Annotated in this window: 12 protein-coding genes; 1 reads left to right on the forward strand and 11 read right to left on the reverse strand. The window is 68.5% G+C overall.

The genetic code is table 11. The features are described from left to right. Position 1: 1 nt before the first annotated feature. The 9 genes from U5809_RS28345 to U5809_RS28385 form a co-directional block, all read right to left on the reverse strand. On the reverse strand, positions 2-1,009 hold the full coding sequence (locus U5809_RS28345; RefSeq protein ID WP_322088991.1) for an SIS domain-containing protein: 1,008 nt from the start codon (positions 1,007-1,009) through the stop codon (positions 2-4). After that, complete coding sequence (gene nagA, locus U5809_RS28350) at positions 1,002-2,105, reverse strand: N-acetylglucosamine-6-phosphate deacetylase (protein WP_282506014.1); 1,104 nt, start codon at positions 2,103-2,105, stop codon at positions 1,002-1,004. The genes U5809_RS28345 and nagA overlap by 8 nt, the downstream gene beginning before the upstream one ends. Positions 2,106-2,203: 98 nt before the next feature. After that, positions 2,204-2,938: a GntR family transcriptional regulator gene (locus U5809_RS28355; protein WP_176049620.1), complete on the reverse strand. Its 735-nt coding sequence runs from the start codon at positions 2,936-2,938 to the stop codon at positions 2,204-2,206. Positions 2,939-3,257: 319 nt separating this feature from the next. Next, positions 3,258-6,461, reverse strand: a complete 3,204-nt coding sequence (locus tag U5809_RS28360) for an error-prone DNA polymerase (protein WP_322088958.1) — start codon at positions 6,459-6,461, stop codon at positions 3,258-3,260. Between the two features lie 6 nt (positions 6,462-6,467). Continuing rightward, positions 6,468-7,973, reverse strand: a complete 1,506-nt coding sequence (locus tag U5809_RS28365; RefSeq protein ID WP_322088959.1) for a DNA polymerase Y family protein — start codon at positions 7,971-7,973, stop codon at positions 6,468-6,470. Continuing rightward, on the reverse strand, positions 7,906-8,613 hold the full coding sequence (imuA, locus tag U5809_RS28370) for a translesion DNA synthesis-associated protein ImuA (protein WP_322088960.1): 708 nt from the start codon (positions 8,611-8,613) through the stop codon (positions 7,906-7,908). The genes U5809_RS28365 and imuA overlap by 68 nt, the downstream gene beginning before the upstream one ends. A gap of 270 nt (positions 8,614-8,883) precedes the next feature. Continuing rightward, positions 8,884-9,678 (reverse strand): ABC transporter ATP-binding protein, encoded by a 795-nt coding sequence (locus U5809_RS28375; RefSeq protein WP_124452114.1) that lies wholly within the window; start codon positions 9,676-9,678, stop codon positions 8,884-8,886. Between the two features lies 1 nt (position 9,679). Next, a complete protein-coding gene (locus tag U5809_RS28380) occupies positions 9,680-10,576 on the reverse strand; it encodes an ABC transporter permease (RefSeq protein WP_282506017.1) in 897 nt (298 codons plus the stop codon). 136 nt (positions 10,577-10,712) lie between these two features. Then, positions 10,713-11,678, reverse strand: coding sequence for an ABC transporter substrate-binding protein (locus tag U5809_RS28385; protein ID WP_282506018.1), 966 nt, complete (start codon positions 11,676-11,678; stop codon positions 10,713-10,715). Positions 11,679-12,011: 333 nt separating this feature from the next. Here U5809_RS28385 and U5809_RS28390 point away from each other — a divergent pair, with 333 nt between their 5' ends. Beyond that, the gene (locus tag U5809_RS28390; protein ID WP_176049613.1) at positions 12,012-12,320 is read left to right on the forward strand and encodes a VF_A0006 family four-cysteine protein; all 309 of its coding nucleotides are present in this window, start codon (positions 12,012-12,014) and stop codon (positions 12,318-12,320) included. A 93-nt stretch (positions 12,321-12,413) separates the two neighbouring features. On the opposite strand, the gene U5809_RS28395 is transcribed toward U5809_RS28390, so the two are convergent. Further along, positions 12,414-13,229 carry a MetQ/NlpA family ABC transporter substrate-binding protein gene (locus U5809_RS28395; RefSeq protein WP_174986233.1) on the reverse strand — a complete coding sequence of 272 codons (816 nt, stop codon included), beginning with the start codon at positions 13,227-13,229 and terminating at the stop codon, positions 12,414-12,416. 205 nt (positions 13,230-13,434) lie between these two features. Beyond that, the gene (locus tag U5809_RS28400) at positions 13,435-15,072 is read right to left on the reverse strand and encodes a methyl-accepting chemotaxis protein (RefSeq protein ID WP_322088961.1); all 1,638 of its coding nucleotides are present in this window, start codon (positions 15,070-15,072) and stop codon (positions 13,435-13,437) included. Positions 15,073-15,283 lie beyond the last annotated feature (211 nt).

Genomic DNA, 15,283 nt, shown 5'->3' on the forward strand with positions numbered 1-15,283 from the left:
ATCAGTGCGTTTCGGTGACTTTGTTCAGGTGGCGCGGCGTGTCGGGGTTGCGGCCGCGCGCGACGGCGAGATCCGCCGCCATCACGTAGAACGAAAGAATGGCGGCGATCGGGTCGAGCGCCGAATGGGCGGACTGCGCGAGCGGCAGCGTCGCACCGGGCGTGCCGGCCGGCGCCGCGAGCAGCACGGCGGCGCCGCGTGCGCGCATGTCTTCGGCAAGCTGCAGCAGGCCGGCCTGCTCGGGCCCCGGCGGTGCGAACACGAGCAGCGGATAGTCGCGGTCGATCAGCTCCATCGGGCCGTGACGGACTTCGGCACTCGAGAACGCCTCGGCCTGGATGCCGGACGTTTCCTTCAGCTTCAGCGCGGCTTCCTGCGCAATGGCGAGACCGAGGCCGCGGCCGATCACGATCATCCGCTCGACACCTGCGAGCGCGGCAACGGCCTGCGACCAGTCGAGCTGGCCGGCCCGCGCGAGCACGTCGGGCAGCCCGCGCAGCGCGGTCATCAGCGCCGCGTCGCGCTGCCAGTACGCGACGATCTGCGCGGACAGCGACAGCATCGCGATATAGCTCTTCGTCGCGGCGACCGACAGTTCGGGGCCGGCGAGCAGCGGCAACTGGTGCTCGCATGCATCGGCGAGCGGCGACGGCAGCACGTTCACGGCGGCGACGGTACGCGCGCCGGCTTCGCGCAGCGCGGCCATCGTGTTGACGAGGTCGGGGCTCTTGCCCGACTGGGAGAAGGCGATCGCGAGTTGATCCTGCACCTTCAGCGGCGCCTGCTGCAGCGTCGCGACCGACATCGGCAGCGACGCGACCGGCACGCCGAGGCGGCTCATCGTCAGGCTCGCGAAATAGCTCGCGGCGTGATCCGAGCTGCCGCGTGCGACCGTCAGCGCAACGGCCGGCGGGTGATCGAGCAATTGGCCGGCGAGCGCTTCGACGCGCGAGGTGTCGGCGATCTGCGCGGCGACGACCTGGGCGGACTCGCGCGCTTCCTTAAGCATATTCGACAATCGATTCTCCTTCGACGTAGGTCGCGGTGAGGTTCAGGTCGCGGTCGAACACCGCGAGGTCGGCCCATGCGCCGCGCTCGAGGCGGCCGCGATCGGTGACGCCGAGGTAGTCGGCCGCGTAGCGCGACATCCGGTTCGACACGTCGGCGATCGGCAGGCCGAGCGAGACGAGGTTGCGCAGCGCCTGGTCCATCGTCAGCGTGCTGCCGGCGAGCGTGCCGTCGGCCAGCCGCACGCCGCCGAGGCACTTCGTCACGTGCTGGCTGCCGAGGCGGTATTCGCCGTCGGGCATGCCCGTTGCCGACGTGCTGTCGGTCACGACGTACAGGCGCGGAATCGCACGCAGCGCGGCACGAATCGCGCCCGGGTGCACGTGCAGCAGGTCGGGGATGATTTCCGCGTATTCGGCATGCGCAAGCGCCGCGCCCACGAGGCCCGGGTTGCGGTGATGCAGCGGCGACATCGCGTTGAACAGGTGCGTGAAGCCGCATGCGCCGTGCTTGAGCGCGGCGACCGCGTCGTCGTAGGTCGCGAGCGAGTGGCCGAGCTGCACGCGTACGCCGCGTGCGGCCATCTCGCCGATGATCTCGATGTGGCCGGCGATTTCCGGCGCGAGCGTGACGACGCGGATCGGTGCGATCGACAGGTATTTCAACACTTCGTCGAGCACGGCCGACACGGCCGCGTCGGGCTGCGCGCCGAGCTTGCCGGGGTTGATGTACGGCCCTTCGAGGTGCACGCCGAGCACGCGCGCGCCGCCCGGCGTGCGGGTGCGCGCGACGCTGCCGAGGTTGCCGACGACTTTCATGAGTTCGTCGCGCGGCGCGGTCATCGTCGTCGCGAGCAGGCTCGTCGTGCCGAACTGCGCGTGCGTGCGGGCGATCGTCTCGATCGCGTCGCCGCCTTCCATCACGTCGGCGCCACCGCCGCCGTGCACGTGCAGGTCGATGAAGCCGGGCAGGATGTAAGGCGCGTCGTTCTTCGCGGGATCGACGGGGGTGCCGTCGAGCGTGGTGATGCGGCCGTTCTCGCTATCGAGCGAACCGTGAATCCAGCCTTCGGGGGTGAGGATGTTTCCAGTCAGCATGACGTTCTCTTGATGATCTGGTGACGCGGGCATCCGCGTCGTGATTTGCAAATTCGTGTCGTTGCTTCTCGTCTGTCGCGCGCGGGCAGTCTCGCGCGTCAGCGTTTCAGTTCGGCGACGAAGTCGTAGTAGTCGTCGCGGCAATACGTTTCGCTCACTTCGATCGCGCGCTGGTCGGCGCCATAGCCGATCCGCGTGATCACCAGCAGTGCCGAGCCCGGCTTCACCGCCATCCATTTCGCGATCGCGTGCGTCGCGTTCGCCGCGCGAAAGTGCTGCAGCGCGCGCACGACGGTCATGCCGCGCGCCTCGAGGTATTCGTACAGCGACGCGCCGAGCACCTGCGGATCGGGCACCACCGCGGCCGGCAGCGTCGAGTGCTCGACGGCCATCACGATGCCGTCCGCGCGGCGCAGCCGTTCGAGCCGCGCCACCGTCGCGCCGGGCGCGAGACCGAGACGTGCAATCTCGTCGCGGCTCGCGGCGCGCAGCGTGCGCGACAGCCACACCGAATCGGGCACGAAGCCGCGCTGCCGCATCTTCGCGGAGAAGCCGACGAGACGCGACAGCGGATCGGCAACGCGCGGCGTGATGAAACTGCCCGCCCCGCGCGCCCGCTTGATCAGCCCCTGCTCGACCAGCAGCGCCAGCGCGCGACGGGCCGTGATCCGCGATACGCCGACCGACACCGACAGCAGCCGCTCCGACGGCAGCGCCTCGCCGGCGCGCCACGCGCCGCCATGAATCGCGCTCGCCAGGTTGCGGGCGAGCTGCAGATAGAGCGGCGTGTCGTCGAGGGGATCGGGCGCCAGTTCGGACCAGCCGGTTTCCATGTGCCTCCGGGTGTCGGACGACGATCTCGGACCGTCGAAAGTGAACGCATTATATAACCACCATAATACCAGTCAACGAACTGGTATTAGCCTCTTGAAAATCCCCGAAAGCCTTGCCCCGCAAGCGTTTTAGTAGCGACAAAGCCTTTGTTTACAAAGGAGTACGGGGTAGGGATTTACCCGAATTGGTATGCAAGGGGACAGTTCCGGTGCTGGATTTGCCGGGTCAGGAGGGCTGGAAACGATACCGGAATAGAACCAGTTCGGCCGATTGGTATGCACCGGACTGCAGCCCACGGGCAGCGTGCCGGCGCTTGCGTCAGTGGAACTCGCGGCTCGATGTGCGCAGGCCACCGAGCAGCGGCGTCAGATCCTCGAAATGCTGCACGACGAGGTGCCTCACGTCGCTCGCGACCTGCCACACGCCGGACGCCGCGAGCAGCCGCGAATCGAGGGTTTCGCGGCGCTGCCGCGCGAGCAGCTCGGGCCGGACGATCAGGTTCACGCAACCCGTTTCGTCCTCGAGCGTCATGAACATCACGCCTTTCGCGGTGCCCGGCATCTGCCGTGCGGTCACGAGCCCGCACGCGCGCGCAAGCCGGCCGTCGGGGCGGTCGTGCAATTCGGCCGCGGACGACAGCCGCCGCGCGCGCAGCGCGGGCCGCAGCAGCGCGACGGGGTGGCGGTTCAGCGTGAGGCCGGTGGTGTGATAGTCGGCGAGGATGTCGTCGGCTTCCGACGGCGCGCCGAGTGCCGGCTTCTGCGCTTCGTCGATCGGTGCGGCGGCGAGCAGGTCGCGCTCGGGTGCCGCCGCAACCGCTTGCCACAACGCATCGCGGCGGTGGCCGGCGAGCGTCGCGAGCGCGTTCGCGGCGGCGAGCGCTTCGAGATCGCGGCGTTCGAGCTGCGCACGGCGCGCGAGCGTGTCGACGTTCTCGAACGGGCCCGCCGCGCGTGCGGCTTCGATCCTGCGGACAGCGGTTTCTCCCAGACCGCTCACGAGCGACAGCCCGAGCCGAACGGCCGGCTGGCCATGTGGGGGCGGCTGGCCGGGCAGCGCTTCGAGCGACGCATCCCAGCCGCTTTGCGTCACGTCGATCGGCAGCACCTGCACGCCGTGGCGCTTCGCGTCCTGCACGAGTTGCGACGGCGGATAGAAACCCATCGGCTGGCTGTTCAGCAGCGCGGCGAGGAAGATTGCCGGTTCGTGGCATTTGAGCCAGCTGCTCGCGTAGGCGAGTTTCGCGAAGCTCGCTGCGTGGCTCTCGGGAAAACCGTAATCGCCGAAGCCCTTGATCTGCTCGAAGATCTGTTCGGCGAACTCGGGCGGATAGTCGCGCTCGCGCATCCCGTCGACGATCTTGCGGTGATATTTCTCCAGATTGCCCTTGCGCTTCCACGCGGCCATCGCGCGGCGCAGCTCGTCGGCCTCGCCCGGCGTGAAGCCTGCCGCGATCATCGCGATCTGCATCACCTGCTCCTGGAAGATCGGCACGCCCTGCGTGCGTTCGAGCGCCGGCTTCAGATCTTCCTTTGGATAACTGACCTTTTCGATGCCCTGACGCCGTTTCAGATAGGGATGCACTGCCCCGCCCTGAATCGGCCCCGGACGCACGATCGCAACCTCGATCACCAGATCGTAATAGGTGCGCGGCCGCAGGCGTGGCAGCATCGACATCTGCGCGCGCGATTCGATCTGGAACACGCCAACCGTGTCGGCGCGGCAGATCATGTCGTAGGTCGCTTTGTCATCCTGCGGAATGTGCTTCAGCGTGAACGGCTCGCCATCCGGCTCCGGCGGCCCGCGCCACGCGGTACGCATGTCGAATGCGCGATGCAGCGCCGACAGCATGCCGAGCGCGAGCACGTCGACCTTCATCAGCCCGAGCGCTTCGAGATCGTCCTTGTCCCACTGGATCACGCGCCGCCCGTCCATCGCCGCGTTCTCGACCGGCACGAGCCGCGTGAGCTTGCCGCGGCTGATCACGAAACCGCCCGAGTGCTGCGACAGATGACGCGGAAAGTTCAGCAGCCGCGCGGCGAGCCGGGCCCACGCCTGGATGAGCGGCGTCGCGGGATCGAGCCCGGTCGTCGAGAATTGCTGCAGCAGGTCGCGGCTGCCGTCGAACCAGCGGTGCGCTTTCGCGACACGATCGACCAGCATCGGATCGACGCCGAGCGCCTTGCCGGTCTCGCGCAGCACGCCGCGCGGACGATAGGTCGAGACGGCGGCCGCCAGTGCGGCGCGGTTGTGCCCGTACTTCTTGTAGATATGCTGAATCACTTCTTCCCGGCGCTGATGCTCGAAATCGACATCGATATCGGGCGGCTCGCCGCGTTCCACGCTGATGAAGCGCTCGAACAGCATCGTGCTCTGATCGGGATCGACCTCGGTGATGCCGAGGCAGAAGCAGACGACGGAGTTCGCCGCCGAGCCGCGCCCCTGGCACAGGATGTTCTGGCTGCGCGCGTATTTGACGATGTCGTAGACGGTCAGGAAGAACGGTTCGTAGCTCAGTTGTGCAATCAGGTCGAGTTCATAGCGGATCTGCTTCTCGACTTTCTCCGGAATACCCTGCGGATAGCGCCCAGCCGCCCCTGCCCGGGTTTCCTGTTCCAGATAGCTCGTCGGCGTGAGCCCCTTCGGCACGATCTCGTCGGGATACTCGTAGCGAAGCGAGCTGAGTTTGAAATCGCACGCATCGAGAATCGCGCACGTCTGCGCGATCTCGTCCGCCGAATACAACTGCCCGATTCGCTGCCGCGAACGCAAATGCTGTTCCGCATTCGGCGCCAGTGCATAGCCGCACTCCGAAACCGGCATCCCGACGCGGATCGCCGTCATCACGTCCTGCAGTTCCTTGCACGAGCGCCGGTGCATCGTCACGTCGCCCAGCGCGACGATACGTACGCCCCGCCGCTCACCGGCCGCACGAATCTCCTCGCGCTGCGCGCCATCCAGCGCGCGCTGCAACTGCACGAGCCCGAGCCGCGCACGTTCGCCGAACGTCGTGCGAAACCACGCAACCTGTGCATCGAGCACGTCGGCCCGCACCGGGTACGCGGGCACGAGAATCGCGAAGCAATCGGGCATGCCGCGCAAGTGTGCGAACTTCGCAGGCGGCGCCGACAGCATCCGCGACGTCAGCGTGTAGGTCCCCTTCGGCGCTTCCATCCGCCGCCACGAAATCAGCTCGGAAAGATTGCCGTACCCCTCGCGATTCTGCGCAAGCAACACGAGCCCGAACGCACCGGGGCCCGGATCGTGGCCGGGCGCGACTTCATCCGGCGTGACGTCGAAGTACGAACCGATGACGAGCGGCAGCCCTTTCGCTTTCGCCGCGACGTGCATGCGCGGTGCGCCGGCGAGCGAGCATTCGTCGGTGATCGCGATCCCGCGATAGCCGAGTTCCGCCGCACGCTCGACCAGTTCTTCCGCATGCGACGCGCCATGCAGGAACGAAAAGTTCGAACGGCAGAACAACTCCGCGTAATCGGGCAGCCAGCTGAATTCCGCAACCATCTTCGTTCACCCGAACAAGCCGTGCAGGAACCAGTGCGGCTCGGACTCGCTCCCCGCCCGCTCCTTGAACACCCAGTAGCACGCCCCGGCCTCGTCCTGCGCAACGCAGTAATCGCGTGCAGCAAACTGACCGTCGAACCACCCGGCCTCGATCCGTTCCACCGACGACATCATCCTGAGCGGCGTATGAAATACCGGCCGGTCCCCGCGCATCAACAGCGGCAGCGGCTCGGCGAGCAGCCACGCGGGCCTCGGCGGCACCGCCGGCGGCCCGCCAGCCGGCTTGCCGGCCTGCGCATCGAGCGGCAGCCAGCGGTTCGCGGCCTCGGGCCGGTGATCGGCAACCGGGGCCGCACGCAATACGTTCTCCGCGCCCAGCCGCGCGACCAGTAATTCGAACAACCGCGCACGCGTCTCGCGCGTACCGCCCGGCTCCGGGAAGAGATCGTCGGCCGGCGGCGCGACCGATTCGACGCGCGTCGCCTTCAGGCGCACCGCGATCACCGCGGCCGGCAACTCGACGCGCGCGAGCCGCTCGCCGAGCAGCCGCATGAAATGCGCCTCGTCGCGCACGGGTGCGGCGAACGCGAGTTCGAGCGGTGTCGGCGGCACGGCCTGGCGGCCGCGCTCGTGTTCGAGATCGAACGTCATCGCGGCCAGCGACAGCTGCCGCGCGGCCAGCCAGCCGCACAGCTGCACGACGAGCCGTCGCGCGGCGAACAGCACGGCTTCCGCGTATTCGACGCGCTCCGGCAATTCGAGCCGCACGTCGAACACCGGCGGCACCGCCATCCACGCCAGCGGCTCGACCGCGTCGCCGTATGCGCGATCGAGCGCGGCCAGCAACGCGGGGCCGCAGCGGCGCTGCAACCCCGCGCGCGGCAGACCGCGCAAATCGGCGAGCGTGCGGCAGCCGAGGCCGTCGAACCAGCCCGCATACGGACGCGCATCGGGCAGCAGCACGCAGGGCAGCCGATCGAGCGAGCGGATGAGCGATGCATGGCCGGCAACGCGGCGGCGGATGCGTGCGCGCGCAGACGTACGCGCAAGCAGCCACGCGCCGCGCCCGGTCGGTGCGGCGGACAGGCGCGCCGCATAACCGAGCGCCGCGAGCGTCGCACGCACCTGGCGGCACAGCGACGGCAGGCCGCCGAACAGCCGCAGGCTCGAGCCGACGTCGACGATCAGCGTGGCTTCGTCGTCGAGCGCGACGCACGGCGAAAAGCGCAGCAACGCGAGCGCGACCGCGCGCAGCGCATCGGCCTCGCGCGCGGGATCGCGTTCGACGAGCTGCGTGTGCGGCGCGAGCGTGAGCACGCCGCCGCGCTTCATGCCCGCGCGCACGCCGTGCCGGCGCGCGGGCGCATCGGCAATCAGCACGACGCCTTGTTCGAGCACCGCGCAGCCTGCTTCGTCTGCTTCGCCTACGCCTTGCGCCGCGTCGTCAGACGGCGGCGGGGCGCACACGTCGAGCGGCAGGCGCGGCAGATGGATGCCGAGCAAGACGCGCATAGCGGCTCTCCACGATGGGCGACGGCAGGTCGAGCACGAGCGGCTCGCTGCGCGCGGGGCCGCGACGCTTGACGATGTCGAGCGACACGCCGCCCGGCACCGGATACAGCGCGACACGCAGCACGGCCGGCGACGGTTGCCGCGCAGCCGATAGCGGCCGCAGCATCACGAACAGCGTGTCGCCCGTGCGCGCGGCCGCGAGATGCAGGCGCCGCAGCGCATCGGGCCGCGCGTCCTGCCAGAGCAGCAGCGCGCCGCAACAGCCGGTCCTGAGCGCCTGCTCGGCGGCCCACAACGCATCGGTGCGGCTGCCGGCGCGCAGCCACAGCAGCGCGTCGGCCGGCACGCCGAGGCTGGCGAGCGCGGTTGCATGCGGCGATTGCGGCGGCGCGACGAGCGCGAGCGGACGCCGGGCGCTGACGGTGCGGGCCAGCGCGGGCGCGAGCAGCCGCATCTCGCCGCAGCCCGGCTGCGCGGCCAGCAGTTCGACGAGCCCGCCGACCGGCCAGCCGCCGCCCGGCAACTCGGCCGACAGCGGTGCGAAGCCGGTATCGATCGTGCGCGGGCCGCCGCGCGCGAGCTGGGAACCGCGCCAGAGCGACGGATGAAGGGATTCGGGAGAAATGGAGGATGCGAGCATGACGCCACCCACAACTGTATGGATATACAGTATATGGCAATGTGCTCGCGTCGCACAGCACCGGTGCGAAACCGGTTTTCATCAGAGGAAAAACGACGAGGAAGCCGGCGCGGCCGTCATGTTACGCCGCACCGCAGCGGGCGTGGCCGGATCGTGCCGCCCGAACGCGCTCCACCGCCATCCGGCCCGAATCGACGGGCCGGCACGCCAACCCGCCGGCGAACCGACACGACGCAGCACCCCGCACCGCGCCGGCCCGCCGGCTGCCCGTCAGCCGAGCAGCAATGCGTCGTCGTCGAGCTGCTCGTGGCGCACCTTCTCGAACATCTGCAGCAGGTCCGGCACATCGAGGCCCTTGCGTGCGTCGCCCGACACGTCGAGCACGACCTGCCCCTGGTGCAGCATCACCGTGCGGTCGCCGTAGTCGAGCGCCTGCCGCATGCTGTGCGTGACCATCATCGTCGTCAGCTTGCTCTCGGCGACGATGCGCGCGGTCAGCTCCAGCACGAACGCGGCCGTTTTCGGATCGAGCGCGGCCGTGTGCTCGTCGAGCAGCAGGATCCGCGACGGCCGCAGCGACGCCATCAAGAGGCTCACGGCCTGCCGCTGGCCGCCCGACAGCAGCCCGATCCGGTCGGTCAGCCGGTTTTCCAGCCCGAGGTTCAGGAGCCGCAGCTTGTCGCGGAACAGCTCGCGCGACGGCCGGTCGAGCGCCGCGCGGAAACCGCGCCGCACGCCGCGCGCCATCGCGAGCGCCATGTTCTCCTCGATCGTCAGCGCCTCGCAGGTGCCGGCCATCGGATCCTGGAACACGCGCGCGACGAGGTGCGCGCGATCCCACGCGGCCTTGCGCGTCACATCCGTGCCATCGATCGCGATACGCCCCGCATCGACCGGCTGGTCGCCGCTGACCGCATTGAGGAAGGTCGACTTGCCGGCGCCGTTCGAGCCGATCACCGCGACGAACTGGCCGTCGGGAATCTCGAGCGACAGCCCGCGCAGCGCGCGCGTCTCGATCGGCGTGCCGGGATTGAACGTGAGTTTGAGATCTTGTGCGGACAGCATGTCATGCCCCTCCGTTCTTGCGCGCGAACAGCTTCTTGCGCGTCGCCGGCAGCACCAGCGCGATCGTGACGAGCGCGGCCGTCACGAGGTTCAGGTCCTGCGCCTTCAGCCCGATGAATTCGCTGTTCAGCGCGAGCGCGATGAAGAAGCGGTAGACGATCGCGCCGAGCACGACCGCGAGCGTCGTCAGCACGAGCCGGCGCGCGGGCAGCAGCGTTTCGCCGATGATCACGGCGGCCAGCCCGATCACGATCGTGCCGATCCCCATCGAGATGTCCGCGCCGCCCTGCGTCTGCGCGAACAGTGCGCCTGCGAGCGCGACGAGCGCGTTCGACAGTGCCATCCCGGCGAGCGTCGCGCGGCCGGTCGCGATGCCTTGCGCACGCGCCATCCGCGGGTTCGCGCCGGTCGCGCGCATCGCGAGGCCGAGCTGCGACGAGAAGAACCAGTCGAGGCCGAGCTTCGCGACCACGACGACGATCGCGAGCAGCGCCGGGCGCAGCACGTAGTCGGGCATCCAGTCGGGCTGCAGCACGGTGAACAGCGTCGGCTCGGTGATCAGCGGCACGTTCGGCCGGCCCATGATCCGCAGGTTCACCGAATAGAGCGCGATCATCATCAGGATACTGGCGAGCAGATCCATGATCTTCAGGCGCACGTTCAGCCAGCCGGTGATGAAGCCGGCCGCCGCGCCCGCGACGATGGCGAACAGCGTCGACGTGAACGGGTCGTAGCCGGCCGAGATCAGCGTTGCGGCGACGGCGCCGCCGAGCGGAAAGCTGCCGTCGACGGTGAGGTCGGGGAAGTTGAGGATGCGGAACGAGATCAGCACCCCGAGGGCGACGAGACTGAAGATCAGGCCGATCTCCAGCGCGCCCAGAAACGAGAACAGAGACATGATGGGGAAATCCTGTTGCTTCCCGGCCGGACGTGTACGGCCGGGCGAAGCGAACGGGCGGCCCCGGGTGGGAGCCGCCCGTCCGGCGGTGTCGTTCAGGCCCGGATCGGACCCGCAAGCGCGGCGGTCGGGCCGCTTACTTGATGACCGTCTTCGCGTCCTTGAGCAGATCCGGCGACAGCGTCACGCCCTGCTTCGCAGCCGCGCCCGTGTTCGCGAACAACTCGAGGTTGCTGCTCGTCTCCGACGCGATCGCGCCCGGCTTCTCACCCTTCAGGATGCGCGCGACGACCTTGCCCGTCTGGCGGCCGAGGTCGCCGTAGTTGATGCCGAGCGCCGCGATGCCGCCGCGCTTCACGCTGTCGGTGTCGCCGGCGACGAGCGGGATCTTCGCTTCGTTCGCGACCTTCACGAGCGCTTCGTACGCGGACACGACGTTGTTGTCGGTGTTCGTGTAGATCACGTCGACCTTGCCGATCAGGCTCTTCGCGGCCGGGCCGATGTCGACGGTACGCGGTGCGGCCGCTTCCTTCAGCGTCATGCCCTGCTTCGCGAGGATCTCCTTGAGCTCCTTCACGACGACGACCGAATTCGCCTCGCCCGGGTTGTAGACCATGCCGACCGTCTTCGCATTCGGCACGACGCGCTTGATCAGCGCGACCTGGCGATCGAGCGGCAGCTTGTCGGACACGCCCGTCACGTTGGTGCCCGACGGGCCCCAGCCCTTCACGAGCTGCGCGGCGACCGGATCGGTGACGCCCGAATAGACGACCGGCACGCTCTTCGTCGCGGCGACGACCGACTGCGCGGCCGGCGTCGCGATCGCGACGATCACGTCGGGCTTGTCGCCGACGAACTTGCGCGCGATCTGCGCGGCCGTGCCCGTGTTGCCCTGTGCGCTCTGGTATTCCCACTTGAGCTTGTCGTCGCCGTAACCTTCCGCCTTCAGTTCGGCGCGCACGCCGTCGCGGATCGCATCGAGCGCCGGATGGTCGACGATCGACAGCACCTTGACGGTCTGTGCATGCGCGGCACCGGCCAGCGCGAGTGCAGCCACGCCGGCCGTGATCGAACGGATCGCGAAAGTCTTGAATCGCTTCATGGGTGAGTCTCCCCCGTATTGTGTCGGTTCTGGATGATGGATTCCCGCCGCCGTCGGGCGGGCGCCGCCGCGCGTGCGACACGCCGGCGATCGGCCCGCACACGCTCCGGGAAAGCGTGCAGCGGCGAACGCACGAGGATACCATTTCCGCAGACCACCGCCTGACTCCGCGCTTTCGCGCGGCACGCCGGATCGCGGCCTGCGCCGACGTCCGGCGACCGCGTGCAACGCCCGCCCGGCGGCGGCTCCGGCCCGCGTCGGCCAACGCGTCAGCCGTGCTCGCGGCTTTACGTTATGCTGTCGGCCGACCCAATCCACTCCATCGGAGGGCAGATGAAACGGGGGATCCGAGCCATCGTATTCGCGGCCGTCGCGCTGGCGCTGCCGGGTGCGGCGTTCGCGCTGACCGACGGCAGCGCGCAATACGACGACTGCATGCTCAACGCGCTGCGCGAAAGCCGCAACGGCGCGGCTGCGCAGTTGATCCAGCGCTCCTGCGACGCGCTGTATCGCAACAACGCGATGCTGCTGCCGCGCGAGCGGCGCTTTCACGAGTGCGTCGTGCAGTCGCTGCCGGGCGTGCGCGACAACTATGCGATCCAGCAGATCATGTCGATCTGCTCGCGGCGCGGCGAGATGTGAACGGACACCGGACGCCGAACACCGGGCGCCAATGAAAAAGGGCCTGCGCGATGCAGGCCCTTTGCGTTCAGCGGTCCGACCGGTGTGCGGCGTTCAGAACGACGCGACCATCGAGCCCTTGAACTGCTTCTTGATGAATTCCCGCACTTCCGGCGACTGGTACGCCTTGACCAGCTTCTTCACCCACGGCTGATCCTTGTCCTTCGCGCGCACGGCGATCAGGTTCGCATACGGGCTCGTCAGCGCTTCGAGTGCGATCGCGTCCTTGGTCGGCTGCAGGTTCGCGGCCAGCGCGTAGTTCGTGTTGATCACGGCTGCGTCGACGTCCGACAGCACGCGCGGCAGTTGCGCGGCGTCGAGTTCGGAGATCTTCAGCTTCTTCGGGTTCTCGGCGATGTCGAGCACCGTCGCGTTGTTGCCGCCCGTGCCGGCGCCCGCCTTCAGCTTGATCACGCCTTGCGTCTGCAGCAGCAGCAGCGCGCGGTTCTCGTTCGACGGATCGTTCGGCACCGCGAGCTTCGCGCCTTGCGGCAGGTCCTTCAGCGCCTTGAACTTCTTCGAGTACACGCCCATCGGCGAGATGTAGGTCAGGCCGGCGCTGACGATCTTGTAGCCGCGCTGCTTCACCTGGCTGTCGAGGTAGGGCTGGTGCTGGAAGCTGTTCGCGTCGAGGTCGCCCGAGTCGAGCGCCGCGTTCGGCTGCACGTAGTCGTTGAACTCGATGACCTTCACGTTCAGGCCTTCCTTCTCCTTCGCGACCTTCTGCACGAGCTGCCACACTTCCGAATCCGGGCCGGCGACCGTACCGACCTTGATCACCTTGTCTTCGGCGTGCGCGCCTGCCGACAGCGTCAGCGCTGCGCCGGTGGCCAGCACGGAAAATACCTTCAGGAGACTGCGACGCTTCATCTGTTTCTCGCTTTCTTGCTTACTGGAAATGGGGCGCGATACGGGTAAGCCCCGACTCGCAGGAAGGGGCAAATGGTGTCACAGGATCGGCGGGAAGTGAAATACATCCCGCTCATATGGGTATGCACCGCAGCGGTGCCGGCGGCCGTCGCACGATCTGGCCGTTAGTTGCGTTTCTAACGTGTCGCGCATCGGCCGGCACGCGTCACATCACCACCGCCTCGTCGGCCGCCTTCGTGCCGAACGCGGGTTCGGCCACCCGCTCGCCGGCCCGGCGCGACGCCAGCCCGCCCGCGTCACTGACGCGGAACGCGCCGATCGCATCGCGCAGCCGCGCGGCCTGTTCCTGCAGCGACGCGGCGGCCGCGGCAGCCTCCTCGACGAGCGCCGCGTTCTGCTGCGTGACCTGGTCCATCTGCGTGACCGCGCGCCCGACCTGCGTGATGCCGCTCGCCTGCTCCTCGGACGCGGCCGCGATCTCGCCCATGATGTCGGTCACGCGCGCGACGGCCTGCAGGATCTCGCCCATCGTCGTGCCGGCCTGGCCGACCAGTGTCGACCCGTTGCGCACGCGCTCGACCGAGTCGACGATCAGCTCGCGGATCTCCTTCGCGGCCGTCGCGCTGCGCTGCGCGAGCGAGCGCACTTCGCCCGCGACCACCGCGAACCCGCGGCCCTGCTCGCCCGCGCGCGCGGCTTCAACCGCCGCGTTCAGCGCGAGGATGTTGGTCTGGAAGGCGATACCCTCAATTACGCCGATGATGTCGGCGATCTTGCGCGAACTGTCGTCGATCTCGCCCATCGTGCCGATCACGCGGTTCACGACGTCGCTGCCGGTGCGCGCGATGTCCGATGCGTTGTTCGCCAGCCCGCTCGCCTGCCGCGCGTTGTCCGCGTTCTGCTTCACGGTCGCGGTCAGCTGCTCCATGCTCGCGGCCGTTTCTTCAAGCGACGCGGCCTGCTCCTCGGTGCGCTGCGACAGGTCGTCGTTGCCGGCCGAGATCTGGCGGCTCGCCGACGCGATCGATTCGGCCGATTGACGGATCCCGCCGATCGTCGCCTGCAGCCGCGCCTGCATGTCGTGCATCGCGGCCATCATGCTCGTGCGGTCGCCCGCGCGCACGGGTACCGGCTGCGTCAGGTCGCCCTGCGCGATGCGCGCCGCGAGCGCGGCCGCTTCGTCGGGCTCGCCGCCCAGGCTGCCGCGCACGTTGCGGATGATCACCAGCATCGCCGCGCTGATCACGAAGCCGATCACGAACACCACCGCGAGATGGACCAGAAGCGTCCGGTAATAGAGGGTGTCGATGTCCTTCAGGAACACGCCGCTCGAGATGTTCCAGTCCCACGGCGCGAACCGCGTGACGTAGCTGATCTTCGGCACGGCGGTTTCGCTGTGCGGCAGGCGCCCGCGGTACTCGGCGAAACCGCTGCCGGTCGCCTTCGCGGCGTTCAGGATCGTCACGAACAGCGGCTTGCCGTCCGGATCGAGATAGTCGCCGACCTGCGTGTTGACGAGTTTCGGCAGCGTCGGATGCATCAGCACGACCGGCTTCGAGTCCATCACGAACACGTAGCCCGAATCGCCGTAGCGCATCGCGGCAAGGCTCGCGAGCGCGTCGCGCTTCGCATCGGCCTCGGGTAGCGTGCCGCTCTGCGCGAGCGCGTGATACGCCTTCACGATGCCGGCCGCCGAATCGACGAGATTCGCGATGCCCGCCTTGCGTTCGTCCAGCATCGTCGCGCGCGTCTCGTACGCGCTCCATGCGCCGACGCCCAGGAGACCGATCCATACCAGCGCAAGCGCGAGCCACAGCTTGCGATTCAAACTCATTCTGCTCATCTGCGTGCCTTTGTCGATGTCGATGCGCGCGAACGGCCTGTCCCGCGCAAACGGTTGCTCTTTTATTTACGGCAACGAGGCTTACAACTTGAATACGCGACGGCACGGCGAGCCGGCGGGCGACGGACCGTGCCGGCGCGACAGCCCCGATCCGCTGTGCTACAAAGACCAGCCGACCGGTGCGCAACGCGCCGGCGTCATTCCAGGGCCA

The sequence above is a fragment of the Burkholderia sp. BCC1999 genome (genome assembly GCF_905339975.1).
Classification (GTDB): Bacteria; Pseudomonadota; Gammaproteobacteria; order Burkholderiales; family Burkholderiaceae; genus Burkholderia.

What these genes read in the sequence shown, in the direction of transcription:
- U5809_RS28380 (WP_282506017.1), bottom strand. Translation starts at nt 10,576, where the DNA reads ATGTCTCTGTTCTCGTTTCTGGGCGCGCTGGAGATCGGCCTGATCTTC.
- U5809_RS28365 (WP_322088959.1), bottom strand. Translation starts at nt 7,973, where the DNA reads ATGCGCGTCTTGCTCGGCATCCATCTGCCGCGCCTGCCGCTCGACGTG.
- U5809_RS28395 (WP_174986233.1), bottom strand. Translation starts at nt 13,229, where the DNA reads ATGAAGCGTCGCAGTCTCCTGAAGGTATTTTCCGTGCTGGCCACCGGC.
- U5809_RS28390 (WP_176049613.1), top strand. Translation starts at nt 12,012, where the DNA reads ATGAAACGGGGGATCCGAGCCATCGTATTCGCGGCCGTCGCGCTGGCG.
- U5809_RS28355 (WP_176049620.1), bottom strand. Translation starts at nt 2,938, where the DNA reads ATGGAAACCGGCTGGTCCGAACTGGCGCCCGATCCCCTCGACGACACG.
- U5809_RS28385 (WP_282506018.1), bottom strand. Translation starts at nt 11,678, where the DNA reads ATGAAGCGATTCAAGACTTTCGCGATCCGTTCGATCACGGCCGGCGTG.
- U5809_RS28375 (WP_124452114.1), bottom strand. Translation starts at nt 9,678, where the DNA reads ATGCTGTCCGCACAAGATCTCAAACTCACGTTCAATCCCGGCACGCCG.
- imuA (WP_322088960.1), bottom strand. Translation starts at nt 8,613, where the DNA reads ATGCTCGCATCCTCCATTTCTCCCGAATCCCTTCATCCGTCGCTCTGG.
- U5809_RS28345 (WP_322088991.1), bottom strand. Translation starts at nt 1,009, where the DNA reads ATGCTTAAGGAAGCGCGCGAGTCCGCCCAGGTCGTCGCCGCGCAGATC.
- U5809_RS28360 (WP_322088958.1), bottom strand. Translation starts at nt 6,461, where the DNA reads ATGGTTGCGGAATTCAGCTGGCTGCCCGATTACGCGGAGTTGTTCTGC.
- U5809_RS28400 (WP_322088961.1), bottom strand. Translation starts at nt 15,072, where the DNA reads ATGAGCAGAATGAGTTTGAATCGCAAGCTGTGGCTCGCGCTTGCGCTG.
- nagA (WP_282506014.1), bottom strand. Translation starts at nt 2,105, where the DNA reads ATGCTGACTGGAAACATCCTCACCCCCGAAGGCTGGATTCACGGTTCG.